This window comes from Corynebacterium sp. c7Ub_26 (genome assembly GCF_053760365.1).
This window is the reverse complement of the sequence record NZ_JBSNBL010000003.1, coordinates 247,037-263,290: the sequence shown is the minus strand read 5'-3', so window position 1 is coordinate 263,290 and position 16,254 is coordinate 247,037. Positions and strand designations below refer to the sequence as shown.

The following is a 16,254-nucleotide window of genomic DNA, read 5'->3' as shown; positions in this document are numbered from 1 at the left end:
TTGTACCTACTGTGCTTTTGTTTTTCGTTTCTCGAAATTTACTCCGCAATATGAGGTTTTATGGTTCAGCAGAGTCAGCGTTCGAGCAGCGTCGTGCTCATCGTCGTCGGTTTATCCCTAGCAATGTTTATGTTTTCGGTGAACCAGACGATGTTGAGTGTTGCGCTCCCAACGATCGTTGGAAGTCTGCACGGCGGCGACCATATTCTCTGGATTTCCACCTCATACATGCTGGCATCGACGATTTTTCTCCCCATGTACGGAAAACTGGGTGACCGATACGGGCTAAAGAAACTATTTCTTTTTTCCTTGGTCGTTTTTATAATTTCATGCGTATATGGAACGTTCGTTAACTCCATGCCGGCACTAGTTATCACCCGTTTTATTCAAGGCATGGGGGGTGGGGGCTTAGTTGTTCTTTCCCAAGCTCTCTTAGCTGCCGCTGTCCCTCGCCGTGAGCGCGGAAAATACATGGGTTTCATCGGTAGCGTATTCGTTATCTCTACCGTCGCCGGTCCCGTCTTGGGTGGATTAATCACCGAATATTGGAATTGGCGCTGGACCTTTGGCGTCAACGTTCCCTTCGGAATCGTGTCCCTATTACTGTGTCTCAAGTTTTTACGGGAGCCGGAGCCAGAAAAGCAGTCATCCCGTATCGATGTGGCTGGAATGGTTCTTATTGGTGCTGTGTCTACCTTCCTCGTTTTATGTACGGCCTGGGCCGGTCATGGTGGCTGGGGGCAACCAAAAGTTTTGCTCTGCATGGTTGGCGCAGCGGCATGCGTCGTGGCCTGCATGTGGGTAGAAAAGCATGCGGGCGACCCTGTCCTTCCCCCGTACATTCTCACTAACCGAAACTTTTTCCTCGCCACGCTTATCGGCATGGTGCTTGCTCTGGGGACGTTTGGCGTTACAACTTATATGCCTGCCTATATACAAATTGTTGAAGGAATTGATGCCGTTACCGCTGGTTTCGTTCTCCTACCGATGACCGCATTGATGTTCGCGTTTTCTCTTATCTCTGGATTTATGGTCAGCAAGACCGAAAAGTATAGAGCTTTATTGGTCACGAGTGGCGTGTTCTGTGTAGCCGGATTTCTCGCGTTAAGTACTCTCCACACCGGTTCTGGTGTATATGTCCTTATCGCTGTTTTATGCGTCCTGGGCGTCGGTTTCGGTCTTGGTACTCAGCTTTCTGTTTTAGTAGTTCAAAACTCTTTTTCGACGAAGGTGATGGGCACGGCAACAGCGTCGAATAGTTTATTCAGGGATTTAGCAGGTACCTTGGGAATGTCCGTTGTTGGGGCTTTTTTCGCCTCACGTGCCAGTGCGCGCTTTGCCGAAACCGGTACTAGTGTGTCATTCGCATCGCTGACTCCGGAGTCAGTGAAACAGCTGCACGAGCCTGTTCATAGCATCATCGCCCAGGCCTATCATGATGCATTAATTCCTGTTTTCGGGACCTTTGTTCCCTTAATGCTTGCGGTGGTTGTTGCAGCATTCTTCGTCCGGGATGACCGTTTGCGAGATACCAGGCACAACGATCCGGGTGAAATTAACGATCCGAGCGAAGTTGTGGAGACTGGCCTTTAATCACTGCCCACGAACGTTATAGCCCGCCCCGTAGCGCTCGATCGGAAAATATAGAACAATTCGGGTAGACCCAAACCCAAAGGAGAGCTGACAAAGTATGAAAGCAATCGAAAGTAGCGAGTGGGTTATCGACGGGGCGCTAACGGTATGGGAACCATCCGCCCAGATGGCGGAGGCCCCCAAGCGCACGCCGACGGATCCCACGCCGCCATCGTTTCTGCAGAAGGATCACATCCGAGGAGTCCTTACTCAACGGCAGGCGGGCAACATCCATCGCGCCTATACCTGCGCAGTGGCTACCCTTCCTGGACCGCTGAACACGGACGCAATGACCCAGGCAGTGAACGATTTTGTGCGCTCGCATGAGGGGTTGCGGAGTACCTTCGTCGTCAATACAGATACCGCAGGCGCACAGGGCGCGAATGGTGAAGCCACGGATGCTGCGGCAAACAAACCTAGTGGTGGGCAGCCTGAATTCGGTGGTGCGTCCGTAGAGCGGAAAACGGTTCCATCATCCGCTATTGATCTTGTTCCTCGCGTCCTTGCGGAGGCACCTGATGGGTCTGGCGAAACGACCGCGAATGACATTTTGAACGATTATCTGCCAACGCACGCGGTATTCGATCACTTTCCCGGTTTTGTTATCGGTGCTGTCGATAAGGGTAAGTCCTGCGAGGTTTTTTATGCAGTAGACCATGCTTTCGGCGACGGATTGTCTTTGTGCGTCGGAATTCTCGAATTAATGGCGAGGTATACCGGTACTCCGGCCCCCGGGTTGGTGGAAGATACACACCCAAGCTTTGTGGAATACACCCGCGAAGAATATCAACGAGCTGCCACGGTCACCCCTGATTCGCCAGGAGTTAAGCTCATGCAAGAGTTCGTCCGGGTCACAGGTGGTGCTCCACGATTCCCCTTGCCCACCGGAATCGAAAATAATGAGCCTCAGCCTGTGAAAGAAACGCAAGCAGATTTCACTCTTGCTGATGCTCATGACGTGAAAGTTTTACGTTCTTTAGCTCATGACAAGGGAGTTAGCTTTAGTACCGTCGTTTTCGCTTTATTGGCGCTAGCGGAACATAAGGCGGCGAGAACAAGTCGGTATTCAACCATCGTGGTAAACAGCACGCGAGGAAAGAAATACGCGACCTCACAGGGCTGGTTCTGCAACTTCAACCCTCTGACCTTTGACATGACGGGTGAAACGCTCGACGACATTCTGCCCACCGTTGCCCAGGCGCAGCAGAAAATGCGCGAGGTCCTTTACGAACCTGTTCATGCGTCAATCATGCCGCTGTTAGCGGCTGGAGCGGTGGACGCGAGCGTTTTCGATAGCCCGCAATTGGTTACCTACATGGACCTCAGCTGGTTCACGGAACCGGAAGGCTCGAACATTCGCCTGCTCACGGGTACCGGGAAAACGAAGAACGCCAGTTTGTGGGTTTTCCGTAACCCGGATGGACTGCTTGTCGGAAGTCAGGCTCCTGACAACCCCGTTGCTGCTGAGTCTTTGCAGACGTTCTTCCACGCATTCCGCGACGCAGTTGAGGACGCCGTTTCGCGCCACCAGTGATCGCCTTGGGGCGCTGCTACGAATTAGCCAGCCTCATTCTCGACCAGTCTGACCGCCGTCGATAATGCCTGGTCAGGCGACGTCATGTCGGCGGCGAATGCGTGTGCAGCCTCCCGAACTTTTGACGACAGTGCGCGGTCGAGGTCGTCCGCGAAGTGCTCAGTGGTCAAATGTGATAGTGACGACCCGACCCCGACACCGAGGTTTTCGATGCATGATGCCCAGAAAGGTTGCTCGAAGCCGAACGCGTAAATCATGGTGGGGTTCCGGGAGCGCAGACTTGCTGCAGTCGTGCCGGCTCCACCGTGATGAACCGCCGCACAGCAACGTGGCAGGATAGCAGTCTGATTCACTGCTCCGGTGAAGTACACATCGTCAGCTTTGCCATGACTTTGATTGCCAACGGGGGACGTCGCTTGTGGTTCATCGTTGGTCTCATTCGTGAAGCCGTCGAATCCGCTGAAGAGTACGCGTAGGTTTCGGCTTCGGGCGACGGAAACGATGGTGTTCACAAGACGGTCCGGATGTGATACCGGCATTGATCCGAAGCTCACGAAAAGTGGGGCGCTACCACTGGAAATCCAGTGGTCAAGGTCTGCGGGGAGAGTATCCGGTTCATCGAGGCGATGCCGCGCGGAGGCAGGAAGATCAAGGTAGCCGATGAAAATTTTGTTGGTGCCTGCCCACTCTGCAGCGATGTCCGGGACGACTTTCGGGTCACAAAGCTGTAGTTGAGGCACCGAGTGGTCGCGTAAATAGTGCGTGAATGGGTGGAAACGGGAAGAGAGCCCAAGACGGCGTCGGAATGCATTCTCCCAATGCCCGTACATCAAGAAGTCAAACCATTCCTGAATATGCCATGACTTTTTCTTTATCCACTTGGGTGCTTTGCGGGTTAATGTATGTGGCCAGCCCGAATAACTGTTATGAGAAATCGGCGCATATCGCAGAACAACGAGCGGAATGTTCCATTTTTCAGCCAGTGAGGTTCCCTGCCTTTGGCACATCGGATTCACAATTAACAGAGTTGGTTGTGTGAGCCCGGAATGATCCATATCCGACGATCCCTGGGCGCTGTTGTCAGAAAAGTAATAGGTGATGAGGTCCTGATGCAGATCATCAACGGAATGCTTAAGAAAATGCGCAGCTAATCTCGTGATCGCGATGGGGTTTTTGCTCGCTAATGTTGATCGTGCGCGATCTGTCATCTCGCCGATATTGATTCCTGCAGGGAACACTGACTGGATTCCGGCAGTGCGTGCAAAAGTGGTCAGGCTCGGCGTGCATAGAAACGTGACAGTGTGACCACGGTTCTGGAGCTCCAGGCCGAGACTAATGGCGGGTTGGATATCGCCTCGGCTACCAGACAAAACGAACAAAATATTCTGGTGAGTCGGTGTATGAGTAGGCTCAGAAGAGCCCGCAGGATTGTTGTCGGTAGGGTTTGTGTGGCTCTGGTTGGGGTGGGGGGACATAAGCTTTCCTTGAGGGAAGTTGTGGAGAGAAGTCGTTGTGAATTGTGTTGTGCGGGGCGCACCTGTGTTAGTTCGTCATCGTTACAGCGTTAATTGGTAATTATCGCAGCGGGGTAGGGGAAACGTCCTGGTACCGTCGATAACGTGGATGTGTGCTACCTCGATGATATTGCCCTTTCAGGTCCGTGTGCTCAGTATGTTCTGGACTGGGATGGAATTCCCGGTTCGGAAACCTTTCCACTGACGCTTAACCAACGTAACCACTTGGAGAGCGCACGAACGAGCGGCCGTCCATCATGGGTTGCAGGATCGTTTATCCTCCCCAGTAGTCTTCTTGCCGGCACACAGGAAGCGTCCGACACCATCACTGAAGCAATCCGCACTCTTATTGGCGATTATGACGCATTGCGGCTCGTACCCTCCGATCCGTCGGAAAGCGAAGGTAGCCAGAGAATGTGGTCGAATGATCAACTATCGATCTCGACCGCAGCATTCCTTACCGATTCTCACGCGGATTCTTCAACTATCCGCCAAGAAGTGGAGACGAGGATCGATGAGGCGTGCCAGCCGGGCCGCGCACCTGGGCTCTTTTTTGCTGTGTGTGGCAATCGGCTTGTGGTGGCAAGCGACCATTTTCATGCGGATATGGCGAGCATCCACATCATTCTCCGACGTGTGTGGGATCTTGTGACCTCATCGGCAGAGAAGCTCGGCCACCCCTCGGCCCCTGATCCCGCTGCGGCTCCGTCGTTTATTGATGTTGTGCGAAAAGAACGGGAAGCGTCCGCTCACTGGCATGACAGTAAAAACAGCGATGAATTGCAGCACGCGCTCACGGTATGGAAGCGCTTCTTTGATCACACCAGGGGAATTGTGCCGGCCTTCCCCGCCGACTTAGGAACGACGACGTCGGTGGCTCCTCATCATCGCACCGAGCTCCTTATCCCAGCTGCGAATATGAATGGACCGCTCGCGACGAGGACTTTTGCCGAACTCGTGGCCGCTCTCGCCAGTTCTGTGCGCGCAGTGGTGGGTGCGGAATCCCTGCCATGCGTGGTTCCGATCCACACCCGTGGGCGGTCGTCGAGCCCTTATCACGGAACTGTGGGGTGGATGGTCAGCAATGGCCCGGTTATCGCCGAGCCTGGGAACAGTGATGGAGTTCGTCAATGGTTGCGTGATGGTATCAATGCCGTTTCTATTCCGCTGGACATCGTCATGGAGACGTTTAACCCTGTGATGCCGACCCCGCAGCCATTCATGGTGTCATATAGCGATTTTCGCACCGGATCCGGCCGGGCGGCACCGATCCCCGGAGCCGTGTATTGTTCATCGCTTGCCCCCACAGCAACAGTGCAGCTGTGGTTCACCAGGAACGGTAAAGGTCTATCGTTGAGGGCAAAGTATCCCGGAACGTCCCAGGCAGAGGCCATCCTGAACGAGTGCGTTAACGATCTCGCTCTGAGATTATTAGGCACCGCCTAAGCGATACGGCCTAACAGTTACCGCCTAAGCGCGAACGGGGACCGTCATTAGCCTAAGCGCGGACGGGCACAGCAGTCGCGTAATCGCCCGTCGATATGACGCTATGAATGATGGCGGCAAATCGTGACAGGAATGCAGAGATGGATTCTTCCGCCTGCGCGTTATTGGGGTAGCGCATGGAAACGTTGAGTCCCTCACCAGTGCGGTTGAGCCAGATGTACACGTCGTCGTCGCTGGTCACGGAGCTACGGAGAACCCGGTCCCGGTCGCCCCAGGCGTCAGCACCCGGCACGAACCGTGTATCAACGTAGGAGATCACGAACCGAGGAGGCTCATTGATATGCAATGCGTCGCTGACAGCGGCATAGGGGTAGACGGAGAGATCCCGGTGCCGCTTCGTGGCCTGGACCGTATCCGAAAAAGCCTCGGTAAAGCTACGCGCACCGTTGAGCGGATCGTCGACGGGCATGAGACCAACAAACCACCCGGCAGACAGCATGTACTTCGGCTCGTGACGAGTGTGCATCGGCATGATATAGCGTGCCGACGACACCGGCGAGAGCTCCGTGAGCGCCAGCTTGAGGGCAGTAAGCAGTGCCGACTTGGTTGACCCGCCATTGGCTTTGGCCTGCTTGCCCAGGCGTGAAATGTCCTTCTCATCCAACAGCCACTGGGAAAGGCTGTGCTGTGCCCGGTGCTGGTCTGCCGGCGTGGCCGACCCCGACTCCGCGGATCGGATAGGCAGCGGGAACACCGGCTGTGCGGGATGCTCATCAGCGTCAGTTAGGAACTCTTTCCAGTCCTTGACCGCGCGCTCGCGAGCGGATGCCGATTCGGTAACAGCCCGTTCACCCGAACAAAAGTCTACATAGGAACCCGCAGGTGGCAGTGCTGGTTCTCGCTTATCGACGGCTGCCGAGTATAGCTCCCTAAGCTCGGCGAGAGTGAAAAGCTGCGTGTAGGCGTCCATCACCGCGTGGTCGGCGGCGAAAATGACCGTGAATTCCTGGGGCGCGTGCTCGCGGTCGTCGTCGACCTGCGCCGCTTCGGCTGCTTCAGGCTCAATTGTCGCGACGGCGACGTGTGGCCACCCGATTCCATTGACGTGCTGAGCGAAGTGCCTGTGGATTTCGTGGCGCAGCAGCTGGTCGTCCGCGTAGACGCCGAAGTCATTGCGGGACACATCAACTGCGGAAGAACCCAGCGTGTAGCGCGTAAAGCTCGTAGTCGCCTCGTTGCGGTCGTCGGCGACGGCCGTCGTGCGGTATGCCTCATGACGGCTAAACCACGTCATGAGTGCCTGACGCAAAGCGTCGGCATTGAGTGGTTGATGGATAACGAATGCGCCACCGATCCAGTCCTCGGACACGGAGGGGAGACCATGCTCTGCATTGTCCTTCTCTGCGCGGAGGACCTCGCGAAGGTGATCCTCGTGGTTGATGGAGAGGCTGCGTTCGTCTTCGCTCCACTGGCTAGCGTCGTCAATAAAATGCCAGGTGGATAGGTTTCCGGTGGGCAGGGGGTAATCAGCTAATTCGGTGTATTCCATCGTGTCGTCCTTACTTATCCAGATTTATTCCAGACTTATCCAGCTGTATTGCCGTTACTAGTGTCTTGCGAGTAGCCGTGTTACCGCACTGTGTATGTGGTTGCACGATGTGGATGATTGCACCGTGTAGGTGTGCTACGGCCTGAGTAAAACTGCTGCTCTATCGGGTCGATCGAGGACGCGGAAAGTACTCTCAAGTTTCGGTAGCGTAGGTCTTCCCGACGGCATCGTCAAGTGATTGCTTTCAATTCCGAAAAATTTTTAATGACCTGGCCGTATGATTTGCAACACAATTAGGGTGTGGTGGAAAGAGAAAAGCCCTGCTCACTCCCCCCGGAAGCAGTGAGCGCAAGGACTACATAGAAAATGCCATGAATAAAAAATGGCAGTGGCGTTACTTACATGTCCGAGACGACATAGGACGCAGCAGCGGTGAGTCCCGCCACTGTGAGAACGGAGGGCCATGCCCCGATCTTTTTAGCTAGCGGGTGCGATGCCCCGAAGGCAGCCAGATAGGCGGCGCCAAGTGCCCCAGCTTTTGCCGGGCCCCGCTTGGCAAGCCAGGTCCGTCCAGCGTAGAGGCCAGCCGCACCGAGGACGACGCCGCCCAGCGGCCGGATCCCCGTCTCACGCGCGGTGATCCACCCGCCGATCAAACCCGTCGCGACAATAGGTGCCGTATCAACGTACTTGGCTTTCTTTAGTCTCCAGTTATTCTTTGCCATATCAGTCAAAATACACGTCTTCAGGTTTCAGCGATTCCGCAAGGCGCGGTTGTGCCTCTGCGTTCTCCACATAGTGTGCAGCATGGGGGATAAATGAGTGAGATTGCTCATCGGAGAGCTGCCGTTTAACTTTCGCAGGCACGCCCGCAGCAAGCGATTGCGCAGGGATTTCTTGCCCCTCCCACACGACGGCAGCCGCGGCGATCAGGCTCCCCTCGTGGATCATGCTGTGGGAGAGGAGCGTAGATTTCATCCCCACGAGCACTCCATTGCCCACCGTGGAGCCATGAACCAGAGCCATATGCCCGACGGTGACATCGTCACCGAGCGTGCACGGAGCATCACTATCGACGTGGAGGACGCTGTTGTCCTGAATATTTGTGCGTTCACCAATCCGAATCGAGTTGACGTCGCCACGTAGAACGCAACCGTAATACACGCTGGAGTGCGCACCGATTTCAACATCGCCGATCAGTGTGGCATTAGGCGCTATCCACGCGGTGCGGTGAACTCGCGGCCGATTCCCGTTGAAGGGAAGAAGCAGCGGGCCATCCGTGGAAGAAGCCGTTTGTGGAGTGAAAGCCGAGTTTTCCATATCTCCATACTAGAAAGACGCACCCGGTCCGCGGCTACTCGTCGCAGCGTTAATCTTCGCGGCTACTCTTCGCGACGATAGACTTCCTGCGCCGAGACTTGGTCGCGAGCCATGATCGTGATGTGGTCGATATTCATCCGCGACGGCCGCGTCGCAATCCAGGCGACAGCGTCGGCAATATCCTCAGCAACCATCGGCTCTAAGCCACGGTAGACGGCGTCGGCTTTTTCCTTATCTCCACCAAAACGAACCGTCGAGAATTCCGTGTTCACCAGGCCGGGGCAGATCTCGCACACCCGGACCGGCTTGCCCAACAGCTCCAGACGAAGCACACGCGTCATTGCCGCCACCGCATGCTTGGCAGCGTTGTATCCGGCTCCGCCACGGTACGGCTCATGCCCTGCGATAGAACTAATATTGATGACCTGCCCATCGCCACTGGCCTCAATCTTGGGCAGAAGAGCACGAGTCACACGCAGCGTGCCCAACACATTGGTGTCATACATCCACTGCCAGTCCTCGACGTTGGCGTCAGCAATCGACTCCGACCCATGCGCCCCACCAGCGTTATTGACCAACACATCGCACCGCGGAACCTGCTCACAGAACTTATCGACGCTCTCCTGATCGGTTACATCCAAGGGCAAGGCCACTGCGTCGATGCCATCTGCAACTTTACGGAGCTTCTCGACGCGCCGGGCACCGATGTATACGGTGTATCCCGCGTTGGCTAGTGCCTGTGCGGACGCCGCCCCGATGCCGGAACTTGCGCCTGTAATGACGGCTACGGGTTTGGTGCCCTCGCCCTTGGCGCCAGAACCGTTCGTGCTAGCGGAAGCAGTGTTTGTAGAAGGTGATGTCATAAATAATTCTCCAAAGTTGTGAATAAAAGTTGTGAATACTTTTAAGGGGTGTGCTGATTAAACATTGTGCGCCGAGTGGGGGACGCATGTGCCCGTGCTGGACGGAACGCGCCACACCGCACTCCTCCTGAAACGCACACTTAACCCACGCTTACTGAATAGCGATCTTTTGATCCAACGTCGTCAGCGCCGTGTCCAGGATGTCAAGACCCTGGCGTGCAACGTCGTCGGGGATATTCAGCGCAGGGCAAATATGAATACGGTTCATATTCTGGAACACCACCAGGCCGTTCTCACGGCACTCCGCAACGAGTTCCTTGACCTCAGGAGCGGTGGTTCCGTAGGCACCCAGCGGCTCGCGAGTTTCCTGATCCTTCACCAGCTCAACTGCCCAGAAGCACCCGAGGCCTCGAACGTCACCGATGCTGTGGTGCTTGGCTGCCAAATCGCGCAACGCAGGTCCGAAAAGGTCTTCGCCCAAACGTCGAGCGTTATCAACCATGCCCTCGTCTTCCATGGCATTAACAGTGGCCACCGCAGCGGACGTTGCCAAAACATGGCCAGAGTAGGTCAATCCGCCAGGGTAGGGGGTGTGATCAAAATCAGCGGCGATCCCATCAGAGATTGCGACGCCACCCAGCGGAACGTAACCCGAGTTCACGCCCTTGGCGAATGTCACCAGGTCCGGCTTCGCGCCAAACTCCTCGAAGGCGAACCAGTTGCCGGTTCGGCCGAAACCAGCCATAACCTCGTCGCAAATCATGACAATGCCGTACTTATCGCAGATTTCGCGCACTCCCTGCCAATATCCTGCCGGCGGAGGCATAATTCCCGCAGTTCCAGGGATTGACTCCATGATGAGCGCGGCGAAGAGCTCTGGGCCCTCAAAGGCAATGAGATTATCCAAGTACTCGAGGGCACGCTGGCACTCTTCTTCTTCAGTGGTGGCGTGGAACTGGCTGCGGTACAAGAACGGCCCGAAGAAGTGAACCGCACCCGACGTGCCATAGTCATTTCTCCACCGGCGGTTATCGCCCGAAATATTCATGGCGATTTGAGTTGCGCCGTGGTAGCCCCGGAAGCGGGAGAGCACCTTGTAACGGCCCGTGTGTAGGCGTGCCAAACGGATAGCATGCTCAACAGCATCGGCACCACCGTTCGTGAACAACACCTTGTTGAGATGATCGGGCAGGTGTGACGTGATCAGACGCGCGGCCTCGGAACGCTTGTCATTCGCGTACGCAGGGGCAATGGTGCACAGTTGGTCTGCCTGCTCCTTGATGGCCTGCACTACTTTCGGGTGCTGGTGGCCAATATTCGTATAGACCAGTTGCGAGGAGAAGTCGATATATTCTTTTTTATCTGCATCGACAATGTAGGAGCCGTGGGCAGATTCCATCACGATCGGGTCCAACTCCGCCTGTGCAGACCACGAATGGAAAACGTGGGCTCGATCGTCGTTATAGGCGCGTTGGCCAACGTCGGACTGGGGTACTGGCACCGTAAACCTCCCTGGTGTCGGGTCATTAAAAGACGTGCGGCGTCGCTAACATAAGCTCGGCGACGCACCGGCTCAGACGAGTCTAACGGAAAAAGCGGCTTTAAATCCCTCGCGTTAACAAATGTTTACAATTGGCCGATGATCGCGCCAGCATGCGGCTATCGTGCCGGGACATGGCGTGACCGCTCGTCGCTCCAGCATGCGACTATCGCGCCGGGTCACGCGGCCCTTATGCCCACCCGAGTTCGTGAAGGCGTTCGTCGTCGATACCGAAATGATGCCCAATCTCATGGACGACGGTGACAGCAACTTGGCGGACCAATTCCTCTTCCGAATTGCAGTACGCGCAGATCGCTTCCTTATAAATGGTGATTTTGTCGGGTAGAGCAAAGCTATACGACGACGTACGTCTGGTGAGGGCAACCCCCTCATATAGGCCCAAGGTGCGGGGATTATCGCGGTTCCACGGTTCGACAACCAACGCAACGTTATTCATATTGCGCAGGAGTGGTTCAGGGATAAGCTCAATGCCTTTATCGATGAGCTCATCGAACCGTTCATCGGATACGGAGATCATGGAGAAACCTAGCTTCCTCGTTTGGGTGCGCGGCTGGGTTGTGGCGGGGGTGGATTGCCATTAATGGTGAACTCACCTTTTGCAGAGCCCTTCAAAGTGGATAGTGAGTTATTGTCCCCAGTTTTAATCAGAGAACAATTGACGTTCCGGGAGCCTCCCTTCCAAGAATCCTCCGTTAGCGTTGTCCAGAAAGGCTCGAGGGTGGAGTTGTAGAGCTTGTCATCGTCCCCGATGAATGCCGTGGCGGAATCAGTACACCGCTTATTGAGATACTCATTTTGATCTTCAGTGGATGGGTATTCTTTGAATTTTTCACCCAGATCAATGATGTCTGTCACTTCGTATTGGTGGTCAGCATTACAATCCACAACCTGAGCAGTCGCGTCCACGGGCGTACCACTGTCGGTCTGCTTCTTCTGGTCGTCTCTATTTTCTGTAACAGCCACGCACTCGCCAGGTTTGAACACCGGGGATTGATCCTGATCAGCCGCTTTGCCAGTAATCTCGCTGGCGTGTCCATTATTTCCCGTCACTTGGAGGCCACAGAGTAGTGTCCGATCACCATCCGCCCACGACTTTTGAGGTGGCAAAATAGGAGCAATGGTAAACCGCCCCGTAGGGTCAAACTTCCCGCCCAGGTAGCTGAGGGTGGGTTGTTTACACAATTCATCGCTCAACTCCGCTTGGCGTTTCCGGCTGGGCATACCGGCGTTCGATCCAAAATCACTAGCCGGATAGGTAGCCAAATTTTCTCGGTGAGATACTTCAAAGCGATGAGATTTGGCGCAGTCGACGGTTTGGAAATCGGACACAGCGCCGTCGGACGAGGTCTTCCAATCCAAGCACTGACCAGCATCCGCATTGGTAAATGAATTTTTTTTCGATTCTTTATCTTCCCCTGGCACCGTATGGGGGGTGTTCGACGTAGAATCGGAATGTTTTTCCTGGGCGTAGGTAAAAGTGCCCGCAGCTGATCCGCCACAGAGGAGTGCGACGAGGCCGACAATGACTGAGGAACGTCGGACTGTCGGTTTCATGCGTCACCTTCGTTTCCGGGGGTCGTTGGCTAATAGCGATCGACGTTTATTCGTGGCACGTGGTGCCATATGCACCGCCGCATGAGGCCCACTACTTATCATTATTCCAGTACTATTCCTGTACCTTACTTGTTTGCTTTTTGACCGGTTGAAGCTGGACAGTCCTAAAACCATTAAGCTAATGCTGTGATTGATCTGAAGCAGCTTCGTGATGACCCCGACCGTGTCCGTGAATCCCAGCGCACCCGTGGCGAAGACCCCGGCCTCGTCGACCGCCTTCTCCAGGCTGACCAGGCCCGACGTGAGGCCATTTCCGCTGCCGACGCCGCACGCGCAGAACATAAGGCCTATACCAAATCCATGGGCAAGAAGATGCGCGACGCATCCCCCGAGGAAAAGGAACGGCTACGCGCACGCGGGACTGAACTGTCCACCGTCGTGAAGGAAAAGGAGGCAGCTCAGCGACGTGCCGAAGCTTCCGTTCACGACTTGCAGATGCAGATCTCCAACATTGTCGAAGGCGCACCGGCCGGCGGGGAAGAAGACTTCGTTGTTCTCGAAAAAGTGGGGACCCCGCCACAATTCGACTTCGAGCCGAAAGACCATCTCGATCTCGGGGAATCTCTGGGGATTATCGACATGGAGCGCGGTGCGAAAGTGTCGGGATCGCGTTTTTACTTCCTCAAGGGCGCGGGCGCGCTGCTGCAGCTCGGCATGCTGCAGCTCGCGGCACAAAAGGCCGTGCAGCACGGGTTTGAACTCATGATCACCCCCGTCATTGTTAACCCGGAGTCGATGTCGGGCACCGGTTTCCTAGGGCAGCACGCCGATGAGATTTATTACTTGCAGGAGGACAACCAGTACTTGGTGGGCACCTCTGAGGTTGCGTTAGCGGGCTACCACAGCAAAGAGATTATTGATCTTTCCGCCGGTCCGAAGCGCTACGCAGGGTGGTCCTCGTGCTTCCGGCGCGAGGCCGGATCGTACGGGAAAGACACGCGGGGAATTCTCCGTGTGCACCAGTTCGACAAGGTCGAAATGTTCAGCTACTGCAAACCGGAGGACGCGGTCACTGAGCATCAGAAGCTGTTGGCTATGGAACGAGAGATGCTTGCCGCCGTCGAAGTTCCTTACCGGATTATCGACGTAGCGGGTGGCGATTTGGGCTCCTCGGCAGCGCGGAAATTCGATACCGAGGCATGGGTGCCGACGCAGAACACGTACCGCGAATTAACGTCGACAAGTAATTGCACGACGTTCCAGGCTCGCCGGCTGGGGATCCGGTACCGCGATGAGAACAATAAGACCCAGATTGCTGCCACATTGAATGGTACTTTGGCGACGACCCGCTGGTTGGTGGCCATTTTGGAGAACAATCAGCAGGCGGACGGGTCGGTGAAAGTCCCGGCGGCGCTGCAGCCGTATGTGGGGCAAGACGTGCTGAAGCCGGTGAAGTAACGCGAGGTAAGCGTCTCTTCACCGGCTATCAGGAGGATTGGCTATCAGTTGGTGTTGAGAACGATGTCGGCCCTGGAAGTGGGCCGGCCATCAGGATGAGCTCTTAGTGGGTATCCAGGAACTCGACAGCGCGGTCGATGACTTCATCGCGGGATGGTTCGTTCATGGTCTCGTGCATGGAGCCCTTCCACAGCACCATGTGCTTGTCGCTGGATCCGACTGCGTTGTACCAGTTGATGTCAAGCGGGTAGGGAACCAAACCGTCGGTGTCACCGTGCATGATAAGCGTCGGCTTGGTGTAGTTCTTCGCATGAGCGCCGGTGTAGAGCAGAGCAGATGCGACCTGGTACAGCGTCGACACGTTCAGCGTCTTGCTGTTGAGCGGATCGTTCGAGAGCTGGTCACGAACGTCAGGGTCTGAGACCACGCCGAGTTTGAAGGCATTCGGAACGTCGATGGTCTTGAGTGGCTCGGGGGATTCGATTGGCTTGCCCGCGTCCGGCGGCAACTTCAAGCCAAACTGGTCAAGAACACCCTGGACGTTGTACCCGAGCATGGCGTCGAGTGGTTCAAACGGACGTGTTCCGTCGTTAGGCAGGTACGGCCCGACGAAGAACGGGTAGGACTGCCCGTCGGCGTGCTTATACTCCGGCATCAGCGTGTTCTCGCCGTAGTTGTTGATCGGAACTCCACCACCGTTGGTCACAGTAGCGTCGATGGTGTCGGGATAAACCACGGAATACATCTGAGCGGCCATGGCGCCCATGGAGTGACCCATCATGTAAACCTTGCCGGATTGTTCGTGGTGGATCATGTCGACGAGCTGCTTCATGTCGTCGATAACGTAGTTGAAGTTATCGATAAGCCCCTTGTGAACATTATTGTAGGGCTCTGCTGAGCGGCCGTGTCCGCGGTGGTCAAGGCGGTATACGTTGTAGCCGGCTAGGTTCAGACGGTAGGCAATGTAGTCATAGCGCTGTTGGTTTTCTGCCAGACCGTGGATAAGAGCAATGCTCCCCTTGGCATTGGGAACGGTATTTTTCTTCCAGTAGATCTGGGTACCTTTGCCATCGGTTGATGTGAATGTTCCATCAGCAACCTGAGTGTCGGGGGCGACCATGCCGGTAATGCGGCCGGGGTAGGTGTTATAGGCGCGTACGACTCCGTCGGGGTTTGCTTCGGCGGCGGCAATGGTGCCCGAACCGAAGATCACTGCAAGCGAGAGAACGGCGGCGCCGCTGGCCTTCTTGAGGGACGACATTTTTAACCTCGTGTGGGGAGAGATGAACAATGGTCTGTGTGGTTAACTTTCACAGTTCTAGTAGACAGCTAGTGCGAAAATTAACCACTTCATCTATCCGATCTTTCAATGTTTCATGGTGGGGAACGTCTTAGAGTGGAAGAAACGTAGAGGCTTGAAGGTTGCTATATCGAGATTTCTTCTCGACGGGGCCTCGCTGTTTTTATACCTCTGGCTGATGTTCCCAACCTGAATATTGATTCAATCGGTAGATATCGCTAAAGAAAATACTAATGCACTTCAGAAGTTTGACGAAGAAAAAATGTTCAGTTCCACCCCCGTGTGGGGCTGGTATGTAATGAACTGAGATATGAGCTATCTCTATCGACGGGTTGAGTGGGAGGTGAGATGCTTCGGCTTGCCCTAGTGTAGCCTGGAAGTGCAGTACTATTTCGCGTTTTTCCAGGTAGAAGAACTATCTGATGGTGAGATTAAAACGTGACCGAGAGGGTGATCCTGCGGTGAATGATCGGGGGTGACTGGGTGCTTAATCTCCCGTGAAAGTAAAAATCTGGTCACGCAT

13 protein-coding genes are annotated in these 16,254 nt (G+C 55.2%); 4 read left to right on the top strand and 9 right to left on the bottom strand.

Going from position 1 to position 16,254, the window contains the following annotated elements; translation table 11 throughout:
- Positions 1–93: 93 nt before the first annotated feature.
- Positions 94–1,593, top strand: coding sequence for a DHA2 family efflux MFS transporter permease subunit (locus ACWORE_RS06850; protein ID WP_455303252.1), 1,500 nt, complete (start codon positions 94–96; stop codon positions 1,591–1,593).
- Between the two features lie 97 nt (positions 1,594–1,690).
- Positions 1,691–3,166: a hypothetical protein gene (locus ACWORE_RS06845; RefSeq protein WP_455303251.1), complete on the top strand. Its 1,476-nt coding sequence runs from the start codon at positions 1,691–1,693 to the stop codon at positions 3,164–3,166.
- A 23-nt stretch (positions 3,167–3,189) separates the two neighbouring features.
- Here the strand turns inward: ACWORE_RS06845 and ACWORE_RS06840 are convergent, their stop codons facing one another.
- A complete protein-coding gene (locus ACWORE_RS06840) occupies positions 3,190–4,641 on the bottom strand; it encodes a glycosyltransferase (protein ID WP_455303250.1) in 1,452 nt (483 codons plus the stop codon).
- A 144-nt stretch (positions 4,642–4,785) separates the two neighbouring features.
- On the opposite strand from ACWORE_RS06840, the gene ACWORE_RS06835 reads away from it, so the two are divergent.
- A complete protein-coding gene (locus ACWORE_RS06835) occupies positions 4,786–6,126 on the top strand; it encodes a hypothetical protein (protein WP_455303249.1) in 1,341 nt (446 codons plus the stop codon).
- A 52-nt stretch (positions 6,127–6,178) separates the two neighbouring features.
- Here ACWORE_RS06835 and ACWORE_RS06830 read toward each other — a convergent pair whose 3' ends face one another.
- The 7 genes from ACWORE_RS06830 to ACWORE_RS06800 form a co-directional block, all read right to left on the bottom strand.
- Positions 6,179–7,675, bottom strand: coding sequence for a condensation domain-containing protein (locus tag ACWORE_RS06830; protein ID WP_455303248.1), 1,497 nt, complete (start codon positions 7,673–7,675; stop codon positions 6,179–6,181).
- Between the two features lie 398 nt (positions 7,676–8,073).
- Positions 8,074–8,400: a hypothetical protein gene (locus ACWORE_RS06825; RefSeq protein WP_406605456.1), complete on the bottom strand. Its 327-nt coding sequence runs from the start codon at positions 8,398–8,400 to the stop codon at positions 8,074–8,076.
- 1 nt (position 8,401) lies between these two features.
- Positions 8,402–8,995 (bottom strand): gamma carbonic anhydrase family protein, encoded by a 594-nt coding sequence (locus ACWORE_RS06820; RefSeq protein WP_455303247.1) that lies wholly within the window; start codon positions 8,993–8,995, stop codon positions 8,402–8,404.
- A 62-nt stretch (positions 8,996–9,057) separates the two neighbouring features.
- Positions 9,058–9,858, bottom strand: coding sequence for an SDR family NAD(P)-dependent oxidoreductase (locus tag ACWORE_RS06815; protein WP_296137005.1), 801 nt, complete (start codon positions 9,856–9,858; stop codon positions 9,058–9,060).
- Positions 9,859–10,009: 151 nt separating this feature from the next.
- Positions 10,010–11,359 carry an aminotransferase class III-fold pyridoxal phosphate-dependent enzyme gene (locus ACWORE_RS06810; protein WP_455303246.1) on the bottom strand — a complete coding sequence of 450 codons (1,350 nt, stop codon included), beginning with the start codon at positions 11,357–11,359 and terminating at the stop codon, positions 10,010–10,012.
- Between the two features lie 229 nt (positions 11,360–11,588).
- Complete coding sequence (locus ACWORE_RS06805) at positions 11,589–11,936, bottom strand: metallopeptidase family protein (RefSeq protein WP_455303245.1); 348 nt, start codon at positions 11,934–11,936, stop codon at positions 11,589–11,591.
- Positions 11,937–11,944: 8 nt separating this feature from the next.
- A complete protein-coding gene (locus tag ACWORE_RS06800) occupies positions 11,945–12,973 on the bottom strand; it encodes a septum formation family protein (RefSeq protein WP_406605459.1) in 1,029 nt (342 codons plus the stop codon).
- Between the two features lie 186 nt (positions 12,974–13,159).
- Here ACWORE_RS06800 and serS point away from each other — a divergent pair, with 186 nt between their 5' ends.
- Positions 13,160–14,431 (top strand): serine--tRNA ligase, encoded by a 1,272-nt coding sequence (serS, locus tag ACWORE_RS06795; RefSeq protein ID WP_455303244.1) that lies wholly within the window; start codon positions 13,160–13,162, stop codon positions 14,429–14,431.
- A gap of 103 nt (positions 14,432–14,534) precedes the next feature.
- Here the strand turns inward: serS and ACWORE_RS06790 are convergent, their stop codons facing one another.
- Entirely contained in the window at positions 14,535–15,692 is a 1,158-nt protein-coding gene (locus ACWORE_RS06790) for an alpha/beta fold hydrolase (protein ID WP_455303243.1), read from the bottom strand.
- Positions 15,693–16,254: the final 562 nt, after the last annotated feature.

Coding starts and splice junctions, on each gene's coding strand:
- ACWORE_RS06845 (WP_455303251.1), top strand. CDS start 1,691: ATGAAAGCAATCGAAAGTAGCGAGTGGGTTATCGACGGGGCGCTAACG.
- ACWORE_RS06840 (WP_455303250.1), bottom strand. CDS start 4,641: ATGTCCCCCCACCCCAACCAGAGCCACACAAACCCTACCGACAACAAT.
- ACWORE_RS06830 (WP_455303248.1), bottom strand. CDS start 7,675: ATGGAATACACCGAATTAGCTGATTACCCCCTGCCCACCGGAAACCTA.
- ACWORE_RS06825 (WP_406605456.1), bottom strand. CDS start 8,400: ATGGCAAAGAATAACTGGAGACTAAAGAAAGCCAAGTACGTTGATACG.
- ACWORE_RS06820 (WP_455303247.1), bottom strand. CDS start 8,995: ATGGAAAACTCGGCTTTCACTCCACAAACGGCTTCTTCCACGGATGGC.
- ACWORE_RS06815 (WP_296137005.1), bottom strand. CDS start 9,858: ATGACATCACCTTCTACAAACACTGCTTCCGCTAGCACGAACGGTTCT.
- ACWORE_RS06805 (WP_455303245.1), bottom strand. CDS start 11,936: ATGATCTCCGTATCCGATGAACGGTTCGATGAGCTCATCGATAAAGGC.
- ACWORE_RS06800 (WP_406605459.1), bottom strand. CDS start 12,973: ATGAAACCGACAGTCCGACGTTCCTCAGTCATTGTCGGCCTCGTCGCA.
- ACWORE_RS06790 (WP_455303243.1), bottom strand. CDS start 15,692: ATGTCGTCCCTCAAGAAGGCCAGCGGCGCCGCCGTTCTCTCGCTTGCA.